Origin of the sequence: Parasedimentitalea marina, assembly GCF_004006175.1 — a bacterium.
GTDB lineage: Bacteria > Pseudomonadota > Alphaproteobacteria > Rhodobacterales > Rhodobacteraceae > Parasedimentitalea > Parasedimentitalea marina.
Genome location: NZ_CP033219.1, coordinates 3456674 through 3479772 on the forward strand (window position 1 = coordinate 3456674; position 23099 = coordinate 3479772).

A 23099-nucleotide genomic window follows, 5' to 3' on the forward strand; every position below is an offset into this window, starting at 1 on the left:
CAAACAAAAAACGGCGATCCTCCAAAATTGGAAGATCGCCGCGGCAAGGACTTTCAGTCCACCGTTGCTTTTGGCTTATGCTTAATCGATATCGCGGCCTTCGGTGTCTGACATATCGAAACCAAGGTGGCGTGCGACCGTAAAGACATCCTTATCACCGCGACCGCACATATTCATGACAATGATATGGTCCTTTGGCAGCTCGGGCGCAATTTTCATCACATGGGCCAGCGCATGGCTGGGCTCCAGTGCCGGAATGATCCCCTCCAACGCGCAGCTAAGCTGAAATGCCTCCAGTGCTTCGACATCGGTGATCGACACATATTCAGCGCGATTGGTGTCATGCAGCCAAGAATGCTCGGGGCCGATACCGGGATAGTCGAGCCCAGCAGATATGGAAAACCCTTCCATAATCTGGCCGTCATCGTCTTGCAGCAAATAGGTTCGGTTGCCGTGCAGGACACCGGGTCGCCCGCCCGTCAGCGAGGCACAGTGCTGCATCTTCTCGTTCACACCTTTACCACCCGCTTCAACACCGATGATGTTCACCGACTTATCGTCCAGGAAGGGATGGAATAGTCCGATGGCATTCGACCCACCACCGATGGCTGCAATCAAGGTGTCCGGCAGACGGCCCTCACCTTCTTGCTCGGCCAGCTGCCAGCGGACTTCCTTACCGATGATTGACTGAAAGTCGCGCACCATCGCCGGATAGGGATGCGGGCCAGCCGCAGTGCCGATGCAATAGAAGGTGTCGGCGACGTTGGTCACCCAGTCGCGCAATGCGTCGTTCATTGCGTCCTTCAAGGTCCCCCGACCCGAGGTCACCGGGATCACTTCGGCACCCAACAAGCGCATGCGGAAGACGTTGGGCGCCTGACGTTGCACGTCATGTGCCCCCATGTAGACAATACATTTCAGGCCGAACTTGGCGCAAACAGTGGCGGTCGCAACACCGTGTTGCCCTGCGCCCGTCTCAGCGATAATGCGGGTCTTGCCCATCCGACGCGCCAAGATGATCTGGCCCAATACGTTGTTGATCTTATGCGCACCAGTGTGGTTCAGCTCGTCACGCTTCAAATAGATCTTGGCCCCACCCAGATGCTCGGTCAAACGTTCGGCATGATACAATGGGCTGGGTCGGCCAACATAGTGCGTCCACAGATCCTTCATTTCAGCCCAGAAGCTGTCGTCTTCCTTGGCTCGGCTATATTCTTCCTCAAGGCTAAGGATTAGCGGCATCAGTGTTTCGGACACAAACCGCCCGCCGAAAATGCCAAAGCGACCCTGTTCGTCGGGCCCGTTCATGAAGCTGTTGAATAGATCTTCGGCCATTGCTGTCTCCGTCATCAGTTGAAACGGTTCTAAAGCGCAAATTCATCGAGAGGAACCAGTTTTTACACTTCTGCCACCCACAACCACATCTTGCCATTCAGAATCGAGCACACGCAGCCCAGAGTTCACCCAATTTCGCTTGGGGCTTTGCCCCAAGCGACCCGCGCCGCGCCCTTCGGGCGCGGCGCTTGGCCCAACTGGGCGCAGGGATCCAAAGGATCACAAGCCTGGGCGGGAGCCCCCGGTCCCGGGAAGAAGACACTATGTCCTGTCCGCACCCGGTTTAAAGCTTGATAGCGCAACTTCGACTTCCTAATAATTTTGCAAGCGCCTCCAGCGCAGCACGTACAGGAGCATCATGGCGGGCTTCGTGATGACTCACCAGCCACTCCTCATGGGTCAGCGCATCAATCACCGGCCCAACCTGTTGCAACCCGGAGAGATCCGCCGCTGCAAAACGCGGCAGCACCACCTTGCCCAGCCCGGCAACGGCAAGGTCTACCAGCAACCGAGAAGATCCCGCCGTGGTGACAATCTCATTCGCGTGGTGATCTCGGACCCAGGTCGCCGATGGTGTCTGAACCTCGGCCTGTGACAGCGCCAGAAAACCCTGGATCTTGTCAGACACTGCAAAGGCCGCATATTCAATCCGCCCTGTACAGCGTGCCGCGAGCCAGTCCTGGTCAGGTCGTTTGTTACGGATGCCAATATCCGCTCCGCGACGCGCAATGTCCAAACGCGCCGTTGCCTCCATAAAAACCGGGCGCCATTTGGATTGACTGGTCCAGACATGTCCCATCCGGCGCGCCAGATACGCAGAGGTCCAGCCACCTGCGGTAATGCGTACTTCGGCAAAGGCTGGCATGGCCAACGATCGGGCAAGGCGCACCTTCAGACTTCCCACCTCAGCGACCTTCTCCAGTACCGATCGCCCTTCAACAGTCAATGCATACCCCCGCGCTCCGCGATGAAACAAGGTCCTGCCGAGTTGTCGCTCCAGGGACTGCATCTTCCGGCTCAGCGTCGGCACACTTACGCCACTGATGCGCGCCGCCCCAGCAAGGCCGCCTGCCTCGGCCACTTGCACAAACAGGGCCAGATCATCCAGTGCCGGAGTTTGTTCCATTTTTGAAAGTCACCTTGCCCAATAACACTCTCCCAAAGGGAACTGTTTATCGGCAACTTGGTCAAGCTCACTTCAAATCTGGAACAAACACGTGATATTTCTATTTGCACTTCCGCGTCCTCGCCCCGAGTCAGATCTGACAGAATGGCAAAAGGAAACAAACAACGCCCTTCGCCAACTCTCGCTCGCGCAGAGACGGCGACGCAGACGACGCTGCATTTGGGTGAAGCGCAAAATCAGAGAGCGGTTGCGGCTGCGACAAAAGACCGGATGAGAGTCGGATCTTTTTGGCCTGGTGCGACCTCGACCCCTGAAGAGACATCAACCTGATTGGCCCCCGTCATTCGAAGCGCCTCGGCGACGTTTTCAGGTGTCAGACCGCCTGCCAACATCCAGGGACGCTGCCAGTACTTGCGACCCGCCAACAGGCGCCAATCAAACGCCAGCCCGTTGCCACCGGGCAATACAGCGTCTTTGGGTGGTTTGGCGTCAATCAGCAACTGGTCAGCAACCGCGGAATAGACGTCAATCTGTGGCAGGTCAGAGGCATCTGCAACACCAATGGCTTTCATCACTGGCAACCCGTAGCGTGCCTTGACCTCGGCGACCCGCGCGGGGCTTTCGGTGCCGTGCAGTTGCAGCATGTCCAGCGGCACCTGTGCCGTGATGGCGTCCAGCTCGGCGTCGCTGGCGTTCACTGTCAGCGCCACCTTGCACAGCCCTACCGGCGCCGTCGCGGCCAGGGTAGCAGCTTCATCAATCTGGACATGACGGGGTGATTTGGGAAAGAAGACGAACCCAACATAGGCCGCCCCTGCCTGGGCTGCTGCGGTCACGTCATCAGCACTGCGCAATCCGCAGATTTTGACCCGATTGTCACTCATCTATCTGGCCTCAGTTGGCGTCTTCTAGAATGGCCAGAACTTCGTCTTTGCCTGCGTTCTTTTGCGTTTTCAGCTTATTCACTTCGCGTGACAGCTTACGCACTTCGCGGGCCTGTCCACCGGCCGCACGGCGATGTTTGTGCTCACGGATCCATTCCCAGATGAAGCCAATGACCAGCCCTGCGGCAATGCCACCCAGAACCACAACAAACAACGGCAGCGAGATGCTAAGATTGAACCCCAGCAGTTCAGCCACTGCACCTGGCATCAGCTGTAAGTCGACAATGGCACGATTGGCCAAGCTCACAGATATCAGAATGATCCCGAGGGCACCCCAAAAGGCATAGCGAACATAACGCATTAGTTTATTTTCCGTTCAAACGGTCCCGCAGCAACTTGCCGGTCTTAAAGAACGGGACATGCTTTTCATCAACTTGAACCGTTTCACCCGTGCGAGGATTACGTCCAACCCGCGAGTCACGCTTTTTCACTGAAAAAGCTCCAAACCCACGTAGTTCGACCCGGTCACCCCGCGACATGGCGCCGGTGACTTCCTCAAATACTGTGTTAACGATCCGCTCAACGTCTCGTTGATACAGGTGCGGGTTTTCGTCTGCAATCTTCTGAATCAGTTCTGAGCGGATCATTTTTCAGGCCCTCCCAAGCCAGCGATAAAAAGCCAAGTGATTTGAAACGACTATAAGACAAAAAATGTGCGCGCGGGTACAGAAACCGTAGTGAAGGAGCCGCAAATAACGCTGTATCTGGCAATTTTTTGCTTACAGAAGAGCCATTTAGGCTCTGATGATCTGTCAGCGTGGTGTTTTTGGCAAGTCAGCGCACATCCGAACCCAGGGGGGATCATTTGATTCGGGGCACGTGACCAGGCCTCAACCGGTGCGTTCAGCGCACGAAATACCGGATTTCACATGCAAAAAGGCCCCGCTGGTTAAGCGAGGCCTTTTCTAACATTTTGGCTTCAGAAAAGAGCTGAAGATCAGTCGCCTGAATTCAGAGCGGCGCCCAGGATGTCACCCAGCGACGCGCCGGAGTCCGAGGAACCATACTGCTTGACGGCTTCTTTTTCTTCCGCAATTTCGCGGGCTTTGATCGACAGACCCAAACGACGGGTCTTGGAGTCGACGTTGGTGATCCGCACGTCGACTTTGTCGCCAACGTTGAAACGCTCAGGACGCTGCTCGGCACGGTCACGTGACAGATCGGAACGGCGGATAAAGGACTTCATGCCTTCATACACAACTTCGATACCGCCTTCTTCGATCGCGGTGACTTCAACAGTCACGATCGTGCCGCGCTTTACGCCGCCAGTTGCTTCAGCGAACTTGTCACCACCCAGGTTTTTGATCGAGAGAGAGATACGCTCTTTTTCGATATCAACCTCGGAGACAACCGCCTGAACCACGTCGTTCTTGTGGTAGCTCTGGATCGCATCTTCGCCGCGTTCGTCCCATGACAGGTCGGACAGGTGAACCATGCCGTCGATGTCGCCTTCGAGACCAATGAACAGACCGAATTCGGTGATGTTCTTGACTTCGCCTTCGACTTCGGTGCCCTCAGGGTTGGATTCCGCAAAGACTTCCCATGGGTTACGCTGAGTCTGCTTGAGACCCAGGGATACGCGACGCTTGGAGCTGTCGATATCCAGAACCATAACTTCCACTTCCTGGCTGGTCGAAACGATCTTGCCAGGGTGGATGTTTTTCTTGGTCCAGGACATTTCGGACACGTGAACCAGACCTTCAACACCTGGCTCCAGCTCAACAAATGCACCGTAATCGGTGATGTTGGTGACGCGACCAGTGTGCACAGTTTCCAGCGGGAACTTAGCGGCAACCAGATCCCAAGGATCGTCCTGCAGCTGTTTCATGCCCAAGGAGATACGGTGGGTCTCTTTGTTGATCTTGATAACCTGGACCTTAACGGTCTCGCCGATTGTCAGGATCTCGGATGGGTGGTTCACACGACGCCATGCCATGTCAGTGACGTGCAGCAGGCCGTCTACGCCGCCCAGGTCAACAAACGCACCGTATTCGGTGATGTTCTTGACCACACCATCAACAGCCTGACCTTCGGTCAAGTTGGCGATGACTTCGGCACGCTGTTCGGCACGGGACTCTTCGAGGATCGCACGACGCGAAACAACGATGTTGCCACGACGACGGTCCATTTTCAGAATCTGGAACGGCTGCTTCAGACCCATCAGAGGACCAGCGTCACGAACGGGACGAACGTCAACCTGCGAGCCTGGCAGGAACGCAACAGCGCCGCCCAGATCGACAGTAAAGCCACCTTTGACGCGACCAAAGATTGCGCCTTCGACACGCTCTTCGTCTGCGTATGCTTTTTCCAGGCGATCCCAGGCTTCTTCGCGGCGGGCCATCTCACGCGAGATAACGGCTTCGCCACGGGCGTTTTCAGCGGAACGAAGGTAGACTTCTACTTCGTCGCCAACAGCCAGTTCAGCCTCTTCACCAGGATTAGCGAATTCTTTCAGATCAACGCGGCCTTCCATCTTGTAGCCGACGTCGATGATGGCTTGTCCCGCTTCGATCGCGATGACTTTGCCTTTAACTACGGAACCCTCATCAGGGGTGTCCATTTCGAAGCTTTCATTCAGAAGGGCTTCGAAGTCCTCCATTGATACGTTTTGAGCCATGAGGTCTCATGTTTCCTTTTACATTTGTTTTCTGGCCGTGCGGTTGTCTCCGCCGGTCTTGGGGTTTGGTCAATATGGACGCCGCACGCGCGGTCTGAAGCAAACAAACACAAAGGGCCGGAGGATACCCCAGCCCTGCTCAGAATGCCGTGTGTGCGTTAGCCGCCTCTATACTGACAGCGCGCTTAATAAGCGGATTCTCTTACCGGCGCAAGTGGAACCATGGAATTCAACCCGGCACTTTACGAAGCAAGACTGCCGCGTCTTCTTTAGCGTAATGGCTACACCTAGGGTCGACGTCACAACCACGCATGAAGGATCGGGCCCAAACAGGTCGTCACCGTAAAGCAGTCGAGAAATGTAGCCGTCTGCAAACGGGAAAGACCCGTCCAAGAAATAAAGACTTTGTGCAAACCCAGGCGGGGGCGAGAACGTAAAGAATACGCATGCTGCGACCATACGCATTGGAACCGCCCAAATAACTGAATGGGGTTATCTTAGGGCTGATATCTCTTTCAAAGCAACCTTCAGCGCTTGCGCGATGCTTAGCTCACTGGTGTCAATCGTCAGCGCATCTGTCGCGGGTTTCAACGGTGCCTCGGCGCGGTTCATGTCGCGGTCATCGCGTGCTTTGACATCTGTCAGAACCGTTTCCAGAGAGGTTACCTCGCCCTTGCCGGTCAGCTCCAGGAACCGCCGCTTCGCACGCACCTCGGCGCTGGCGGTGACATAGAGCTTCACCTCGGCGTTGGGACAGATCACGGTGCCAATGTCACGGCCATCCAGGACTGCACCACCAGCGCGGCGGGCAAAGGCGCGTTGAAAATCCACCAGCGCCGCGCGCACTTCGGCGATCACGGCTACTTTGGAGGCCGCTTGTGCAACCTCGGCCGTGCGCAGATCGTCGCGCTCCAGATCTTGAGGCTGCAAGGTTCTGGCAGCTTCGACGGGTTCAACCCCGGACAGCACCCGCGCCCCAACAGCGCGATACAGCAAACCTGTATCCAGATGGGCAAAGCCAAACTGTGCGGCAATCGCCTTGGAGATGGTGCCCTTGCCAGCCGCCGCCGGCCCGTCGATGGCGATGGTGAATGTGTCTGTCATTTACTTGTCCAATGTCGCCAGCCCGACCGGATCAGCCCCACCAGCACGGCAACTATGGCAACCGAGGTCAGGGCGGATTTCATTACAGTCGAGCGCGAGGCCGAAGCAATCGCCAAATCACTGACATCACCCGCCAAGAGCAAACCCACCCGCATGTTTTCCAAATAATCCGATCCCATTCCGGCCAGCGTCACAAAGACCAGTAAGGTCAGCAACCAACCTTTGGTATAAAGGTGCCGCAGCGCGCCGATCAGCACAAAAGCCAAAAGCGCCGGATAGACCATATCCAAAAGCCGCTGCGGGCCGGTGTACAGGGCCAGTCCTTCGGGGCCCAACGCGGACAGAAAGGCACGCGCCTCGACGGCGGTATAGCCGAAGGGGCGCAGATCAAAGGCGGGCAAACCGCCAGCAGATTGCGCGATGCCTGGTAGGGTCCAGACGACCATGGTAGCGTAGATGCCCAGTGCAGCGGCAAAGCCGCCCCAATATATCTGACGAATGCGCATCAGCCGTGGCTCAACTTGGCGCCCAATGCGCCCATAAGCGGTTCAAAAATCGGGAACGAAGTGGAGATCGGGCCGCCATCATCCACTGTGACCGGGTTTTGAGCAGCCATGCCCAGGACCATAAACGCCATCGCAATACGGTGATCCAATTGACTGGCACAGGTCGCGCCACCCGGCACACCTTCGGGACCCAGACCAGTGACCTGCCACCAATCCTCGCCCTCGTCGACAGTCACACCGCAAGCACGCAGTCCTTTGGCCATTGCATCAATGCGGTCGCTTTCCTTGACCCGTAGCTCTTTGACACCGGCCATCATGGTATCACCAGTGGCAAAGGAGGCCACCACGGACAGCACCGGATATTCGTCAATCATCGAGGCCGCCCGTGCAGGCGGCACTGCTATGCCCTTCATGTCGGGTGAATACCGGGCCCGCAAATCAGCCACCGGTTCACCGCCCTCGGTGCGCTCGTTTTCATAAGTCAGGTCAGCCCCCATGTCACGCAGGGTAGTGAACAGACCTGCGCGGGTCAGGTTCAGGCCAATACCCGGCACAAGAACGTCCGATCCCGGTGTGATGATAGCCGCGCAAACCGGGAACGCCGCACTGGAGGGATCACGCGGCACCGCAATCACCTGTGGCTTCAACTCAGGGCGGCCCGTTAAGGTGATTTCGCGGCCTTCGTCGGTGTCTTCAACGATGATCTCAGCGCCAAACCCGGCCAGCATCCGTTCAGAATGGTCGCGGGTGGCTTCTTTTTCGATAACGACGGTCTTGCCCGGTGCGTTCAGACCAGCGAGAAGCATGGCCGATTTTACCTGCGCCGAAGGCACCGGCACCATATAACGCACAGGCACCGGATCAGCGGCCCCGACGATGGTCATCGGCAGACGCCCACCCTTGCGGCCCACGGTTTGGGCGCCAAACAGCGCCAACGGATCAGTAACTCGCGCCATCGGGCGTCCATTCAGGCTGGCATCACCGGTAAAGGTCGCGGTGATCGGCTGGGTCGCCATAGCGCCCATGATCAGGCGCACACCGGTGCCTGAATTGCCACAATCGATCACATTTCCCGGTTCTGCAAAACCGCCAACACCAACGCCAAACACCGACCACTCGCCGCCGCCGTGGTTCACCACTTCGGCGCCAAAGGCCCGCATGGCCTTGGCTGTGTCCAGCACATCTTCGCCCTCAAGCAAACCGGATATTTTAGTCTCGCCAATCGCCATCGCGCCCAGGATCAGCGATCGGTGCGAAATTGATTTATCTCCGGGAACTTCGGCCACACCACTAAGCGGGCCGCAGCGATGAGAGGTCATTGGGGTGGGCGTGCCGTGTCCGGACATACGATGGCTTTCCTTTTGCGAGCGTTATCATTTTCCTACCCAATCACCCCTGCCCGGTCCAGAGCGGATTTAGATCCACCGCAATACTGTAGATGTGAACACCGTGATTGCCCACAGTATGAGAGGGTCACTTACATCCTGTTTGAAAATCCATTTCCGTGTTACGGTTCTTTTGCCCTTTTAATTTCGAAAAGGGTTTTTTGAGTATGACATTTGAAGGGCCTTATAAATGAAAAAGTTGCTAGATTTCCTTGCCAGTGGCAAAATTTTATATGACGAGCCGAGCCTGTTTTCCGGCCCCGATGAGTCCCAAATCTTAAAGCGAATGACATTTCTTGTAGGTCTCGTCGCCCTATGCCTGCCAATCATACTGGCAATTGGAGCGGGCTGGAATACACAAGACGGAACCTGCTTTCGTACCAGCATCAGCCATTTTTATTATGCGCCCTTCCTGGGGCCGGTGTTTGTTGGGTCGTTGGTCTTTATCGGCGGGTTTCTCATCGCCTACACCGGCGAGCACCCGGTCGAGGACAAATGGTCTTCGGTTGCCGGAATTGGTGCCTGCTTTGTTGCCCTCTTCCCAACCGTTGGCAGCGGATGTGAAACCAGCAAGGTCATGGTGGCGCGTATCTTAGTTGAATATACTCAGGAGAGTGGACCCGGTGTCGGCCCGGAAATCATTGCCTTACCCGGCGGAGACTATTTCGAATTATTCGAAAAAGCCCCCGCACTGCATGTCATTGCTGCCGCCGTCGTCTTTTCGTATCTGGCGATCTATTGCCTGATTGTGATGAAACGCGTCATCCCCGACCGCCATCAAATCGAATCCATAATGATACCGTCCAAACGGCGCCGCAATATCCTGTACAGCCTGTGCGGAATTACAATTCTTACCTGCATCGCCATCCTTGGGGCAGAGAGCTTTTCGATACTCAGAATTGAGCACTGGGACGATTTCAAGCTGACCTTTGTTTTTGAGACGATTGCACTCTGGGCCTTTGGGATCGCGTGGTTTGCAAAAGCGCGGGTGTTCCGCAGGCTGAATGATCCGGCCATCCCCAAGACACCCAGCGAAAGCCCTAAACTTCGAACAGTTTGATCCCAAGGCTGGGGGCTGCGCTTCAGATCCTGCGGAACGTCAGGTAATGTGGAGTGCGGCCTTCGCGCAGGGCCTTCTGCTCATATCGGGTCGACAGCCAATCGCTCCAGGGGTGGTGCCAATCTTCACCCTCGACCGTTAGCCGTTCAAAACCAGCCTTCGGGACTTCCTCAAGGGTTTGGCGCACATAGTCAGAGATATCCGTGGCGACCCGAAAGATGGCTCCGGGCTTTAGCACCTGCGCCAATGGCTCCAGATGGTCCTGCGTCACAAACCGGCGGCGGTGGTGGCGGGCCTTGGGCCAGGGATCGGGATACAACAGAAAAGCCCGCGCGATGGATTCTTTGGGCAAAACATCCATCAGATCGCGGGCGTCACCGGGGTGCACCGCGATATTGTCACAGCCCGATTGGCGTATCTTGCCCAACAAAGTGGCAACACCGTTGACGTAAGGCTCGGCTCCGATGATCCCCACATCCGGGTTATTGCTGGCCTGATGCACCAGATGCTCGCCGCCGCCAAAGCCAACTTCCAGCCAGGTATCACGGCCGCCAAACAGAGCCTGCAGGTCCAGATTGACCCGATCCGGGTTTTCTTCCCATGTCACGGCACCCGGACTAAGAGGGCCCAGGTCTTCGTCCAGATAGACCTTCTGGTTGGGCTTTAGTGTCTTGCCCTTGAACCGGCCGTAAAAATTGCGCCAGGGGGCACCGCTTTGATGGCCAAGGCCCGCGGGCGTGTCACTGGATTTGTCGCAGGACTTATCACTGGGGGTCTGGTCGTCGGACATCTGGCAGGTTTCCTGTTAAGCTACAGCGGCAATGTTGGCAGCCCCTGTGCCGCAACTACCACGCCGGGTCAAGTCGCAGCGGTTGTCTCAGGTCCCGTCCGGGTTTTCGCGCAGCACACCGGCTGCAATCAATTTCAATCGCGATGGGTACCATTCCCCCCCGGGACCAACCCGCAAAGTTTCGATAGCAAAACCGGCATCGACACCGCGTTCGATCAGATAGGTAAGATGCTCATAAATTTCGGACTGGGTATCCTCGTAGATCCAGCTGGCAAAATCAAAGGGCGACTCCCAACCTTCGTCATCACTCCAGCTTTCATAGTAATTCTTGACCGATTTTGGTGACCACTGGCGTTGATGAAAACCCATTTTGGACCCCAACATCATTCTGCGCCTGTTCCCTGCAAGAAACAAATCTACGCAGGCACTGATGCATTCTCCTGAAACAGTCGTGTTCAGCCCATAGTCAATGACGATCCAGGCCATTTCCTCGCCGGCATAGACACTGCCACCAATGCTGTTCAATTGCAGCTCGGTTACGTCTGGGTGCTTGCTCAGCAAGTTGCGCAAGACGTCGACGTCGTCGACAGTCATTTCGGCTTCCTCACCCAGCGCTTCGGCTTCGGTGTCGTAAATCAGAACCTGCCCATCAAGAGAAAATTTCTTGGGCAGAGGCTCTTTGGCTGCCAGTGGCAGCGCCATAACACACATCAATCCGGCAAGAAGAATACGAAACATAAAGGGCTCCAAAAACTGAAGGGCAACAGCAATGATGCTATGCGCAGATCTTGGCGCTGTCCAACGATCAAATACTGTGCAGAAAACGTTTGACCGCGCACGGGGAGGATAGCCACACTACTGGCCGACCACCGCCCCACCGCTGTCCAAAGGCCAGTAGTTTTCTGCCCGAATGATTGTCATAGGACCAGGACCACCGTAGAAATTCCAAATCGAACCGCTCGGGGCAGCCTTCGGCCATGTCCGGGCGTGAACGCCCGTAGTGACGGACAGTCCGTTTCAAAATCCGCCACATGCGCAGCCATCTGGGAAGGGCTAACACCACAATCATCTCGGCCCGTTCAGCTCGATAGTCCCAACTTCGTGAGTGATTGCCTTCGAATATCCAACGTGGGCCGTCGGCGGCGGATCGTGCCAATTGGGCGACATGGTCCTTTTCGCGCTGAACCCAGTCTGGTGCCCAAAAAAGATGATCCATGTGAATGATGGGCAGGTTCAGCTGCGCAGACAGCAATTGCGCCAAGGTGGATTTGCCCCCACCTGGGCCACCAACAATCATAATGCGCTGCATGTCTGAAATGTTCTGCATGGGGCAATCACAATACTCAAAAAACAAAAAAGGCGGGCACCTGGCCCGCCTCTTTAATCGTAAAACAGTTTAGATCAAACTGCTCTTTTCAGTGCTTCAACCAAATCTGTTTTTTCCCAGCTAAAGCCACCATCAGCTTCAGGCTCGCGGCCAAAGTGGCCGTAGGCCGCCGTGCGCTGGTAGATCGGCTTGTTCAGACCCAGATGCTCGCGGATGCCGCGCGGGGTCAGATCCATAACCTGATCGATTGCCTTCTCAATAGCCGCCGCATCGACGTCTCCGGACCCGTGAGTGTCGGCATAAATCGACAGCGGTTTGGAAACACCAATGGCATAAGACAGCTGAATGGTGCAGCGATCGGCCATACCGGCGGCAACGATGTTCTTGGCAAGATACCGTGCGGCGTAAGCGGCCGAGCGGTCAACTTTGGTTGGATCTTTGCCCGAGAAGGCACCGCCGCCATGGGGCGCAGCGCCACCATAGGTGTCGACGATGATCTTGCGGCCCGTCAGACCAGCATCCCCATCGGGGCCACCAATGACAAACTTGCCGGTTGGGTTGACGTGCCATTGGGTCGCATCAGTCAGCCAGCCTTCGGGCAGAACCTCGGTAATATAGGGCGTCACAAGGGCGCGAATATCGTTTGACGTCAGGGTCTCATCCAGGTGCTGTGTCGACAAAACAACCGAGCTGACGCCAACCGGTTTGCCATTGTCATAGATCACAGAAAGCTGCGATTTGGCGTCGGGACCAAGTGCCGGTTCAGTGCCATCCTTGCGCACTTCGGCCAGACGCCGCAAGATCGCGTGAGAGTACTGGATCGGAGCCGGCATCAGTGCCGGAGTTTCGGTGGTGGCATAGCCGAACATGATGCCTTGGTCGCCGGCACCTTCGTCTTTGTCACCCGCAGCATCGACGCCCTGCGCGATATGGGCCGATTGTTCGTGCAGCAGGTTGGTAACTTCCACGGTTTTGTGGTGGAACTTGTCCTGCTCGTATCCAATGTCTTTAATACAGGCGCGCGTGATCTCGTCGATGCGGCCCATGTAATCATGCAGTTTGTCCTGATCGGACAGTCCGACTTCACCGCCAATGACAACTCGATTGGTGGTTGCAAAGGTCTCAGCGGCCACTCGGGCCTCGGGCTCTTCTGCCAGAAAGGCATCAAGAACAGCATCGGAAATGCGGTCGCAGACCTTGTCAGGATGGCCCTCGGAAACGGATTCCGAAGTAAAAGTATAGTTCTTACGGGTCATGAAAGTGCTCCAATGGGGTTCGCCTACCACGTCAGGAAGCCGTTGTGGTGGGTATGGCGTTGAGATACGCGCCCTTTGGACGGTGGTCAATCACTATCCGGCAAAGGTTAAGGCACCATTAGAATGCCGTAAGAAACCTGTTTCTCGCAGCGAGAATTCCTGCCAGCAGAAGCAGCAAGACAAACACAGGCATATCACCAGTGCGACTATACAGGGTGGGCGACAGCGGATCTGGCAGTTGTGCATCGACAAAACCCGCCTCTCCCAAGGGCAGGTTTTCGCGAATGCGGCCATAACCATCAATCATCGCCGAGACCCCGGTATTGGCCACCCGGATCATCGGCAGCCCTTGTTCAGCCGCCCGCATTCGCGCCTGTACAAGATGCTGGTATGGCCCTGAGTAGGTGCCGAACCAGGCGTCATTGGTGATCTGGATCAACATATCAGCCCGATCGGGTGCCGCATTTAACAGCTGTGGGAACACTGCCTCGTAGCAGATCAACGGCAGGGCTTTGCCGATCCCCAGATCCAGGATCTGGGGGCCAGCCCCTGCGGAATAGCCAGATCCAAATTGCGAGGCAAAACCGGCAATGCCAAACCGCGCCAAAACGTTGCCAAAGGGCACATATTCACCAAATGGCACCAGATGAGCCTTGTCGTATATCTGATTAGGCGCACCAGACACATCCAGCGCCACCAAAGAATTGAAGTACCGCTGATCCTGACGACGCTGGATGCCGGTGATCACCGGAACCCCGTCCGCCGCACCGGCAATCGCGGCAAGCGTGTCATCCGCAGAGTTCAAAAGCTGCGGCACTGCGGTCTCAGGCCAGACGATCAAGTCCGGCCGCGGCTGAGCACTGGTATAGGACAATTGGCGGCGCACAAATCCCCAGCGATACTCAGGGTGCCATTTTTGGTCCTGTGGCGCGTTGGGTTGCACCAGCCGCACGATTTTGGATGATAAAACAGCCGCAGGCGGTTCTGGTAGCGACCAGAGCATCACCACCCCAAACAGGAACGGGGCAAATGCCATCACTGGTTTTTGTCTGGCCACTGCCAGCGGCAGCGTCGCGGCCAGTGTCAATAGCGCAAGCCCGTGGGGCCCAAACCAAGGCAGCAAGACGGCAGCTGGGGTATCGATCCAGAACTGACCAAAGGCGGCCCAAGGCAAGCCGCTAAACAGATAGGCCCGGCCAAACTCGGCCAGAGACCAGGCAGTGATCAAGGCGCAAACGCGAAGGCCGCGGCGTGATACTTTGGCCGCAAGTCCAAAGGCCAAGCCCCAGAACAGGGCCAGTCCAGCCGCCAGAAACACCAAAGCATACGGCGCCATCCAGGCATAGCGATCCGGATCAATCTGAAATGGCTCGACGATCCAGGACATGCCAACAGCAAAATATCCAAGACCAAAAAGCCAACCAATCCCCGCTCCAGCCCTGGCCGAGTTCACCCGTAGAAACTGCACGCAAACCAGGGCCAGCGCCACTGGAATACCCCAAAGGAACTGCACAGGAGCCAGGGCCTGCGCCAGAACTGCACCAAGCGCCACGGTTAGCAGCGCGGAGCCATACCGTAGAAAGGCCGGCACATTGACCAGGCGCAGAGCTGTAATCACGCAGCTTCGTCCGGCAACCGAACCCGCAACCGTTTGACACGGCGCGGATCGGCGTCCACAACTTCGAATTCCGGGCCATCGGGATGGATCACGACCTCGCCCCGGGTTGGGACCCGGCCTGACAGCATGAACACCAGCCCACCCAGAGAATCGATATCTTCTTCGTCGACATCTTCGTGGTTGGTCAAAGATCGACCGATCTCAGCCTCGAACTCATCAAGCGGTGTCCGGGCTTGAGCAATGTAGCAGCCAGGCCGTTCTTTGACCCAGGTTTGATCCTCACCGGCGTCGTGTTCATCTTCAATCTCGCCGACCACCTGTTCAATCAGGTCCTCAATGGTCAACAACCCGTCGACACCGCCATATTCGTCAATCACCAGCGCCATATGGCGCCGTTCTGTCTGCATCTTGGACAAGAGGACCCCAATGGGCATCGACGGTGGCACGAACAGCAAGGGACGCAACATCAGAGCCAGATCAAAGACACGGTCATCCGAATTGAAACCATGGGTGAGGGCAAAGTCCTTGAGGTGTGCAAACCCCAGAGGCGTGTCCAGAGTCCCCTCATAAACTGGAATTCGGGTCAGACCACTGTCGCGGAACACGCTCACCAGCTCATCCATCGGAATGGAAATCGGCACCGCGACAATTTCAGCGGTTGGAATTGCCACGTCCTCGACCCGCATGCGCGACAGGTTGATTATGCCGTGCGGTTGCATTTGCGGCAGCGCATGGCCGTTAACAGGAGCCGCAGTTTCCGCATCTGACCGGGTCAGTTTTCCAAAGAAGCGACCCCAAAAACTGGCCGCTTGCGGGGCTTCAGGTTTAGCCGCCCTGCTTATTTCGTTCTGCTGCGCGCTATGCGCCGCGTTAGAACTTCCGTCGATGTCGTCCATTTTTCCTATCCGTTGCACCCCACTCAAGGGCTGTCGTTTTCTGTATATGGGTTATCCACACCCATTTTGCCAAGTATCTCAACCTCAACAGACTCCATCAGCGTGGCATCAAGGTCACGGACGTGATCATAACCCAGAAGATGTAAGACCCCATGAACGATCAAATGACGCACATGATCATCTAGAGGTTTTGCCGCATCCGCAGCCTCGCGGACACAGGTGTCATATGAGATGGCAATGTCCCCAAGCGCGATTTCACCTGTGAAATCAGGTTCAGGGCATTCCGGGGCACCGCCTGCGAGATCAGCCGCCAAATCTTCGGCCGGCCAGCTTAAGACATTGGTCGCCGAGGGTTTGTCACGGAATTCGCCATTTAGATCTGTTATGCGCGGATCATCGCAAGCCAACACCGACAGCTCACAGGTTTCCGGGTCTAACCCGAGATGTTGCAGAGTTGACCTGACCGCTTGGGTGGTCAGGGTTTCTAACTGCGCCTGCTGCCAGCGGGCGTCGTCTATCGTGATGTCGAGCGTCATAATATGGTTTCACGTGATGGGGGCCAGCCCCCAGACCCCCGGGATATTTGTGGCCAGATGAACAGAGGAGCGGCCAATGAGTCAGGCTTTGTCATCTGCCTCATAGGCCTCGATGATGGCGGCGACAAGCGGATGACGAACCACGTCGCGAGACGTGAAGTAATTAAAGCTGACTTTCGGAATTGAGGTCAGCAGGCGTTCAGCATCCTGAAGCCCGGATGGGACATTGCGCGGCAAGTCAATTTGGGTCCGGTCGCCGGTGATCACCATGCGCGATCCCTCGCCCAGGCGCGTCAGGAACATTTTCATTTGCATGGTTGTGGCATTCTGGGCTTCGTCCAACACCACATAGGCATTGCTTAGAGTGCGACCGCGCATGAAGGCCAGTGGTGCGATCTCGATCCGCTTTTCTTCCAGCAGTTTGGCCAATTGCTTGCCGGGCAGAAAATCATTCAGCGCATCATAGAGCGGCTGCATGTAGGGGTCGACCTTGTCTTTCATGTCACCCGGCAGGTAGCCAAGCTTCTCGCCGGCCTCAACCGCCGGTCGCGACAGAATGATTTTATCTACATGGCCGGTGATGAACATGGAGACACCCACCGCAACCGCCAAATAGGTCTTGCCTGTGCCGGCCGGTCCGATCCCAAAGGCTAGTTCATGCGCGAACAGCGACTGAACATAGGCTTTTTGAGCATCGGTGCGCGGTTCAACCAGCTTTTTGCGCGTCTTGATTTCGACATGGCCGCCCTTGAACATCTCGAACTGGCCGCCACTAGGCGGGTCCTGTGGTGGCTTCATTCGAAGTTCACGATCTACATCAGCACTTTCCACTATTCGACCGCCTTCCAATCGTTGGTACAATGTTTGCAACACGGTCACGGCGCGCTGACGCACTGCGTCCTCGCCAATCACCAAGAGTTGATTGCCGCGTCGCACGATCTGTACTTTGAGGGCCTGTTCGATATCGGTCAAATTGCGGTCAAACTCACCGCAGAGGTCGATCAGCAATCGGTTATCAGGGAATTCCAGCAGTATTTCGTGACCTGCCGGGTGTTCTGGCGATGTGTCTAGGGCGCCGAGGGCCAAGCTGACCTCCTTTGTTGGGAGTTACCTTTACAGTCTGCCTCTGCTTGATCCCATGTGCAAGCGCAGCACGCACAATATCACATTTTTTGACGTGAAAACGGCCGCCCGATTGGGGCGACCGTAGAACGATCATTGTGCAAAATTATTACAACACATCCAGGAATGTTGACCCGTTCTTGTAGGGGCCTGTGGCCGTATTGCGTGGCAACTCACTGTTACAGACTGGTTTACCATCGGGAGTGCGGCGCAAATCGGCGTAGCCCTCAAGGCCATCGTCGATCAACCAGTGTTCGCAGCCTTCGGGATCAACCCAAATCCCCGCGGTCATCTGAGACAGGTCTCCGGAGCTACCGTCGCCAAAATTCTGGTCGACAGTTTTATCGGAAATATCACCACAGGCGGACACTGAAAGTGAGGCAACAAAAAGCACTGCGGCTTTGAAATATTTCATAGATCTCTCTCCTTCAGCGCAGGCAATAAATTTCAACACGGCGGTTCTTTGCCATGTTTGCGGCACTGGTATTTGGCACGCTTGGGTCGCGTTCACCATAGGCCCGAACGTCCGAAATACGTGCACCGACTGACCTGCCGACACGCGCAACTGCGTTGGCGCGCCGTTCAGACAAGCGGACATTATATTCGTCCGACGCCCGGCTATCCGTGTGACCTGCAATAACAAAGGTGCGTGCATTGGCCGACTTGAAGAACTCTTGCAGGCGTTTCTTGCCGGCAGAATTAATCGCATGCTGGTTGGTCGCAAAAAACTGATCTGTCGGCATGATGCCGCAAATATTACCCCGACGGCAAACGGGTTTGCCATCCGGTGTCACATGTGGCGACATGAAGCCTTCGGCGCCGTCATCCATCACCCAATGCTCGCATCCATCCGGGTCAACCCAGATCGTTGGCACATAGCGCTCGCCAACGACTGTACGCGGCTCCTGCGCTTGCAACGGCGCTGTCAACAAAGTCAGAGCGACCGTGGCAGCGGTCAGCCCAGCAAACGCAGCTTTCGCTTTGAAATTCAACACAACGAATTATCCTTTACCTAAGTTCCCCAGAACGCCGTCGAAGCCCCGAATGCGACGCACATCAATACATAAACAACCTATCCAACTTCTAGACAGTTAACTTGCCTATTCAAATGTCTTTTTGCAGTGCGTTATGTTGAATTCGGGAACACTGAGGGAATTATGCAGGGATTGTAATCGATTCCGCACTTCGGTTCCTGCCGGGTTTCATCACTCCAGCCGAATTCTCCATGCAAAACGAGCCCGTACCCCTTAGCGGATCAGCTCTCCTGCCAGCGAATTTGTCGATGACGAAACAATGCGAACCCGGGCCAAATCGCCGACCTGCTTGTCACAATTGTCGACGTGAACGGCATGCAGGTAATCTGATTTCCCACCCATTTGACCCTCTAGTCGCCCTGGTTTTTCAAACAGAACGCCGACTTCGCGGCCGACCATACTATTTTGAATTTCCCGTTGCTGGTGGCTCAGTAGGGTCTGAAGCCTCTGCAAACGCTCCGAGGCCTCGATATCATCTATCTGTGGCCGTTCAGCAGCTGGCGTGCCCGGTCGGGTAGAGTATTTAAAGGAATAAGCCGTACCGTATTTGACTTCTTCGACCAAATCCATTGTTGCCTGGAAATCAGCCTCAGTCTCTTCCGGGAAACCAACAATGAAATCTCCCGACAGCAAAATATCAGGCCGTGCGGCCCGGATTTTCTCAACCACGCGCAGATAGCTCTCGGCAGTGTGACTGCGGTTCATGCGCTTCAGAATGGTGTCTGATCCAGACTGCACCGGCAAATGCAGATAGGGCATTAGCTTGTCACAGGTTCCATGCGCCTCGATCAAATCATCCGTCATGTCGTTGGGATGCGAGGTGGTAAACCGGATCCGTGCCAGCCCATCGATCTTATTCAATTCCCAAATCAATTGCGCCAGGGTCAGGTCACCGTTGGCGCCAGCCCCGTGATAAGCGTTGACATTCTGCCCTAGCAAAGTGATTTCGCGCACCCCGCGTTCAACCAGCTCGCGCGTTTCAGTCAGAATACGATCGGCGGGGCGGCTCACTTCGGCACCGCGTGTGTAGGGAACCACACAGAACGCACAGAACTTGTCGCAGCCTTCCTGCACAGTCAAAAACGCAGTCGGGCCGCGTTTGGATTTAGGACGGTTCTTCAATGCCTCGAATTTGTCTTCTTCTGGAAAATCAGTATCCAACGCCTTTTCTCCGGCGCGGATCTTAGTCTCCATTTCTGGTAGCCGATGATAGCTCTGTGGCCCAACGACCAGATCCACTGCCGGCTGACGGCGCATGATTTCTTCGCCTTCCGCCTGAGCGACACAGCCAGCCACACCAATTTTCAAATCGGGCTTCGCCACCTTCAGCCGCTTCATGCGGCCCAATTCGGAATAGACCTTCTCAGCAGCTTTCTCGCGGATGTGGCAGGTGTTCAACAGGATCATATCCGCGTCATCTGCGGTTTTGGCTTCCACATAACCTTGCCCGCCCAGCGCCTCGGCCATGCGTTCGCTGTCATAGACATTCATCTGACAGCCATAGGTCTTGATAAACAGCTTTTTCGGGGCGCTCATAGTGTCAGCCTTCCAGGACGGTAGAATAGCCGCCTGCCATAAGGGCAAAAGCGACGGCTTGCAATGTTGGCGCGATTAACCGATTTTGGCCAGAAACACCAGCCAGTCGAGGGCAAACAGGTATGATGTACACGTCGTTGGACGATTTTCTGAAACAGAGCAAGACCTTGCTGACCAAGGGACCCGTCGCGCTGATCTTTATCGAAGACGATGTCGAAATCGCCACCACCCTGCGCCATCACCTGCAATGTGGTTTTGAAACAGTGGTGGCCCTGATGCCGGACGCTTTTGACATCCCACAGGATGTCGAACCCCGCGTCCACCGCGTGCCTTTTGACTGCGCGATGTCCAGCGCCGTTATCAACGCCATAAACACTGTCATCGCCGCGACCAAACCGGGGTGCTGGCTGTACTACTGTTACAACACAGAATACCTGTTCTATCCGTTTTGCGAAACCCGCAGCGTTACCGAAATGCTCAGTTTTCATACCGAAGAACGGCGCAACGCGATGCTGACTTACGTGGTCGATCTCTATGCCGGTGACTTGCAACAAACGCCTAGCGCCGTCTCGCTAGAGCATGCCTACCTGGACAAGTCAGGCTATTACGCCCAGGCACGCCCCGATCCCGAGACAAATCATCCCCGCGATCGACAGCTTGATTTTTTTGGCGGGGTCCGGTGGCGATACGAAGAACACATCCCCACCCACAGCCGCAAAATCGATCGCATTTCACTATTTCGCGCCAAAACTGATCTAAAACTATTGGAAAATCACAGCTTTAATGACCAAGAATACAATACTTTTGCCTGTCCCTGGCACCACAATCTGACAGCTGCGGTCTGCTCTTTCCGCACCGCCAAAGCACTCAAGCGAAATCCAGGTTCTGCCTTCGACATCGACAGCTTTCGCTGGCGTAATTCCACCCCGTTTGAATGGCATTCCCGGCAACTTCTTGATCTGGGACTGATGGAACCCGGCCAGTGGTTCTAGCCTGTTGTTCTAGACTGGGAGACGGACAAAAGGCACTCCCTGTGTCCGTCCTTCATCTGGCCTTAAATATCCCGGGGGAGCCGCCCAGGGGGCGGCAGGGGCAGCGCCCCCATTTTCTTCACCGCTGCCACAAGACCGGAAACCAATCTTCGCGCAGACGTTGGCCTGACACCATATCATGGCCGGGAAACGGCGGCGAAGTCCGGCCGGGACGCTCAACATAACGGGCGTCATCTCCGACCAATCGCAGCGAGAACGCACGCCGCCGAGTCGTGCTGGTATTGCCCCGCGCCCCATGTAAAATCTTATAGTTGAAAGCAACGGCGTCGCCGGGCTCCATCTTATATTCCAAGACAGTCATACCCTCGGCATCAGGGTCAGGTACCGGCATATATTGCCCTTCATCGGCATAAAACCCTTCCTCCGAGACCCAGCAGGTAGGCAAGACCGGCTTTTCCCATTTGTGTGAACCCGCCACACAACGCAACGTCGCTTGATCCACTTGATCCAGCGGCGACCAGAAGCTGACGTTTTGCGCGCCTTCAACAAAGTAGTAAGGCTCGTCCTGATGCCAAGGCGTCGCCATTGAGGTCCCTGGCTCTTTGACCAAGACATGATCATGAAACATCTGCACCGATTTCGATAACATCAGATCGGCCGCAACCTCCGCCGCTGGTGAGGTTTCAATCACCTGCTTGAAATCTGGAATACGGTCCCAGTTGCAATAATCGTCAAAAAAGCGGCCGGATTGGCCCTCTTTGAAGTTGTCCGACGCATAGGGACCTGGGTTTTCCATGTTGAAAGCAACGCCGGCCCGTAGGGCTTCGACTTCTTTGGCAAACAATCCTTTGATAAAGACCACCCCATCTCGCTGGAACTGATCGATGTGGTCCTGGGTGATAAGCGAGTGAACCATTTTGGTCTCCTGTGGCTAAAGATGCATATCTGCTGCTGTCTTCCTGCCCCGTGGAAAACATGATTTCAAATCATATCTTCTTAAGATAGCCTTTCACCCATGTTATACCTTACCCTGCGCCATTACGAATACGCCACTGCCGTTGCGCACCACGGCAGCCTATCTGCAGCCGCCCAGGCGCTGCACGTCAGCCAACCGGCTCTATCGAATGCTTTGACCCGAATCGAAGAACACCTGGGGCATGCGCTTTTCTTACGTCGGCGAGGGGCTGCATTGGTGCTCACACCGCAAGGACGCGAATTTGCAGCGCAAGCGCAGACCCTGCTGGATCAGGCCGCGGTTTTAGAGACCCCGAACATGACACCCCCCGGCATGCGACGCCTTAGCCTTGGCTGCTTTACAGACCTGGCGCCCTTTTTACTGACCCCGGCGCTGAAAATCCTGCGCAGCGCCCTGCCCGGCGTTCAGATCGACTTTCACGCTGACCCGTTTGAAACATTGATTTCTGCTTTGACCAAAAGCGAGATCGACATGGCACTGAGTTATGATCTGGGTCTGGACAGCAGCTTTAATCGCCACGAGCTGGGCCGCATTGCACCCCATGCGCTGATGCCCCCCGATCACCCACTGGCTTTACAGACCTCAGTGACGCTAGCCGACCTGACGGACCACCCCTTGATCTTGTCGCAGGAAGGGCTGTCGCTGCAGCACATGCTCTCCCTGTTCAAGTCAAAAGGCCTGGTGCCAAAAGTCGCCTGCCGCACCGCCTCGCTCGAACTCTCCAGAAGCCTTGCCGCCAATGGCGAAGGGGTTGGGGTCAGCTACAGCCTGCCTCCGGGCAGATTTAGCTATGATGGTAAACCATTGGCCATTGTACCGATCTCAGATCCCGAGGCCGAGGAACCCATTGTTCTGGTTAGCCATGTTCAGGCCCCAGCCGACACCGTGATCGGTACCGCACAAGCGGCGCTTGCCGGTCAATTAATGGCAGTGTGAGTG

General features: G+C 55.9%; 24 protein-coding genes and 1 riboswitch. Of the genes, 3 read left to right on the forward strand and 21 right to left on the reverse strand.

Features of this window, described 5'->3' with window-relative positions; genetic code table 11:
• Positions 1–81 precede the first annotated feature (81 nt).
• The 9 genes from trpB to aroA all read right to left on the reverse strand — a co-directional run bounded on the left by trpB (position 82) and on the right by aroA (position 8978).
• A complete protein-coding gene (trpB, locus tag EBB79_RS16655; RefSeq protein WP_127749940.1) occupies positions 82–1335 on the reverse strand; it encodes a tryptophan synthase subunit beta in 1254 nt (417 codons plus the stop codon).
• 283 nt (positions 1336–1618) lie between these two features.
• On the reverse strand, positions 1619–2461 hold the full coding sequence (locus EBB79_RS16660; RefSeq protein WP_127749941.1) for a LysR family transcriptional regulator: 843 nt from the start codon (positions 2459–2461) through the stop codon (positions 1619–1621).
• A 236-nt stretch (positions 2462–2697) separates the two neighbouring features.
• Entirely contained in the window at positions 2698–3345 is a 648-nt protein-coding gene (locus EBB79_RS16665; protein ID WP_127749942.1) for a phosphoribosylanthranilate isomerase, read from the reverse strand.
• 10 nt (positions 3346–3355) lie between these two features.
• A complete protein-coding gene (locus EBB79_RS16670; protein ID WP_127749943.1) occupies positions 3356–3706 on the reverse strand; it encodes a lipopolysaccharide assembly protein LapA domain-containing protein in 351 nt (116 codons plus the stop codon).
• 4 nt (positions 3707–3710) lie between these two features.
• On the reverse strand, positions 3711–3992 hold the full coding sequence (ihfB, locus tag EBB79_RS16675; protein WP_127749944.1) for an integration host factor subunit beta: 282 nt from the start codon (positions 3990–3992) through the stop codon (positions 3711–3713).
• Between the two features lie 350 nt (positions 3993–4342).
• Positions 4343–6022, reverse strand: coding sequence for a 30S ribosomal protein S1 (gene rpsA, locus EBB79_RS16680; protein ID WP_127749945.1), 1680 nt, complete (start codon positions 6020–6022; stop codon positions 4343–4345).
• 492 nt (positions 6023–6514) lie between these two features.
• A complete protein-coding gene (cmk, locus tag EBB79_RS16685) occupies positions 6515–7126 on the reverse strand; it encodes a (d)CMP kinase (RefSeq protein WP_127749946.1) in 612 nt (203 codons plus the stop codon).
• On the reverse strand, positions 7123–7632 hold the full coding sequence (locus tag EBB79_RS16690) for a hypothetical protein (RefSeq protein ID WP_127749947.1): 510 nt from the start codon (positions 7630–7632) through the stop codon (positions 7123–7125). Before EBB79_RS16690 ends, cmk begins: the two co-directional genes overlap by 4 nt.
• Positions 7632–8978, reverse strand: coding sequence for a 3-phosphoshikimate 1-carboxyvinyltransferase (gene aroA, locus EBB79_RS16695; protein WP_127749948.1), 1347 nt, complete (start codon positions 8976–8978; stop codon positions 7632–7634). Before aroA ends, EBB79_RS16690 begins: the two co-directional genes overlap by 1 nt.
• 229 nt (positions 8979–9207) lie before the next feature.
• Between aroA and EBB79_RS16700 the strand changes: the two genes are divergently transcribed.
• Positions 9208–10077, forward strand: a complete 870-nt coding sequence (locus tag EBB79_RS16700) for a hypothetical protein (protein ID WP_127749949.1) — start codon at positions 9208–9210, stop codon at positions 10075–10077.
• A 22-nt stretch (positions 10078–10099) separates the two neighbouring features.
• Here EBB79_RS16700 and trmB read toward each other — a convergent pair whose 3' ends face one another.
• The 11 genes from trmB to miaB form a co-directional block, all read right to left on the reverse strand.
• Positions 10100–10867, reverse strand: a complete 768-nt coding sequence (gene trmB / locus EBB79_RS16705) for a tRNA (guanosine(46)-N7)-methyltransferase TrmB (protein WP_127749950.1) — start codon at positions 10865–10867, stop codon at positions 10100–10102.
• Positions 10868–10954: 87 nt separating this feature from the next.
• Complete coding sequence (locus tag EBB79_RS16710) at positions 10955–11605, reverse strand: COG3904 family protein (protein ID WP_127749951.1); 651 nt, start codon at positions 11603–11605, stop codon at positions 10955–10957.
• A 67-nt stretch (positions 11606–11672) separates the two neighbouring features.
• On the reverse strand, positions 11673–12194 hold the full coding sequence (locus EBB79_RS16715; protein WP_127749952.1) for a P-loop NTPase family protein: 522 nt from the start codon (positions 12192–12194) through the stop codon (positions 11673–11675).
• 74 nt (positions 12195–12268) lie between these two features.
• Positions 12269–13450, reverse strand: coding sequence for a methionine adenosyltransferase (metK, locus tag EBB79_RS16720; protein WP_127749953.1), 1182 nt, complete (start codon positions 13448–13450; stop codon positions 12269–12271).
• Positions 13451–13455: 5 nt separating this feature from the next.
• Positions 13456–13504: riboswitch (SAM-SAH riboswitch) on the reverse strand.
• Between the two features lie 64 nt (positions 13505–13568).
• Positions 13569–15065 carry an apolipoprotein N-acyltransferase gene (gene lnt / locus EBB79_RS16725; protein WP_127751044.1) on the reverse strand — a complete coding sequence of 499 codons (1497 nt, stop codon included), beginning with the start codon at positions 15063–15065 and terminating at the stop codon, positions 13569–13571.
• On the reverse strand, positions 15065–15964 hold the full coding sequence (locus tag EBB79_RS16730) for a transporter associated domain-containing protein (protein ID WP_127749954.1): 900 nt from the start codon (positions 15962–15964) through the stop codon (positions 15065–15067). Before EBB79_RS16730 ends, lnt begins: the two co-directional genes overlap by 1 nt.
• A gap of 23 nt (positions 15965–15987) precedes the next feature.
• A complete protein-coding gene (ybeY, locus tag EBB79_RS16735) occupies positions 15988–16500 on the reverse strand; it encodes an rRNA maturation RNase YbeY (RefSeq protein ID WP_127749955.1) in 513 nt (170 codons plus the stop codon).
• 81 nt (positions 16501–16581) lie between these two features.
• A complete protein-coding gene (locus EBB79_RS16740) occupies positions 16582–17586 on the reverse strand; it encodes a PhoH family protein (protein WP_127749956.1) in 1005 nt (334 codons plus the stop codon).
• A 145-nt stretch (positions 17587–17731) separates the two neighbouring features.
• On the reverse strand, positions 17732–18037 hold the full coding sequence (locus EBB79_RS16745) for a hypothetical protein (protein ID WP_127749957.1): 306 nt from the start codon (positions 18035–18037) through the stop codon (positions 17732–17734).
• A gap of 13 nt (positions 18038–18050) precedes the next feature.
• The gene (locus tag EBB79_RS16750) at positions 18051–18617 is read right to left on the reverse strand and encodes an OmpA family protein (protein ID WP_420850340.1); all 567 of its coding nucleotides are present in this window, start codon (positions 18615–18617) and stop codon (positions 18051–18053) included.
• Between the two features lie 252 nt (positions 18618–18869).
• Entirely contained in the window at positions 18870–20192 is a 1323-nt protein-coding gene (gene miaB, locus EBB79_RS16755) for a tRNA (N6-isopentenyl adenosine(37)-C2)-methylthiotransferase MiaB (protein ID WP_127749958.1), read from the reverse strand.
• 122 nt (positions 20193–20314) lie between these two features.
• On the opposite strand from miaB, the gene EBB79_RS16760 reads away from it, so the two are divergent.
• Positions 20315–21184: a hypothetical protein gene (locus EBB79_RS16760; RefSeq protein WP_127749959.1), complete on the forward strand. Its 870-nt coding sequence runs from the start codon at positions 20315–20317 to the stop codon at positions 21182–21184.
• Positions 21185–21302: 118 nt separating this feature from the next.
• Here EBB79_RS16760 and EBB79_RS16765 read toward each other — a convergent pair whose 3' ends face one another.
• Positions 21303–22100: a phytanoyl-CoA dioxygenase family protein gene (locus EBB79_RS16765; RefSeq protein WP_127749960.1), complete on the reverse strand. Its 798-nt coding sequence runs from the start codon at positions 22098–22100 to the stop codon at positions 21303–21305.
• A gap of 99 nt (positions 22101–22199) precedes the next feature.
• On the opposite strand from EBB79_RS16765, the gene EBB79_RS16770 reads away from it, so the two are divergent.
• Complete coding sequence (locus EBB79_RS16770; protein ID WP_127749961.1) at positions 22200–23096, forward strand: LysR family transcriptional regulator; 897 nt, start codon at positions 22200–22202, stop codon at positions 23094–23096.
• The last annotated feature ends 3 nt before the right edge of the window (positions 23097–23099 follow it).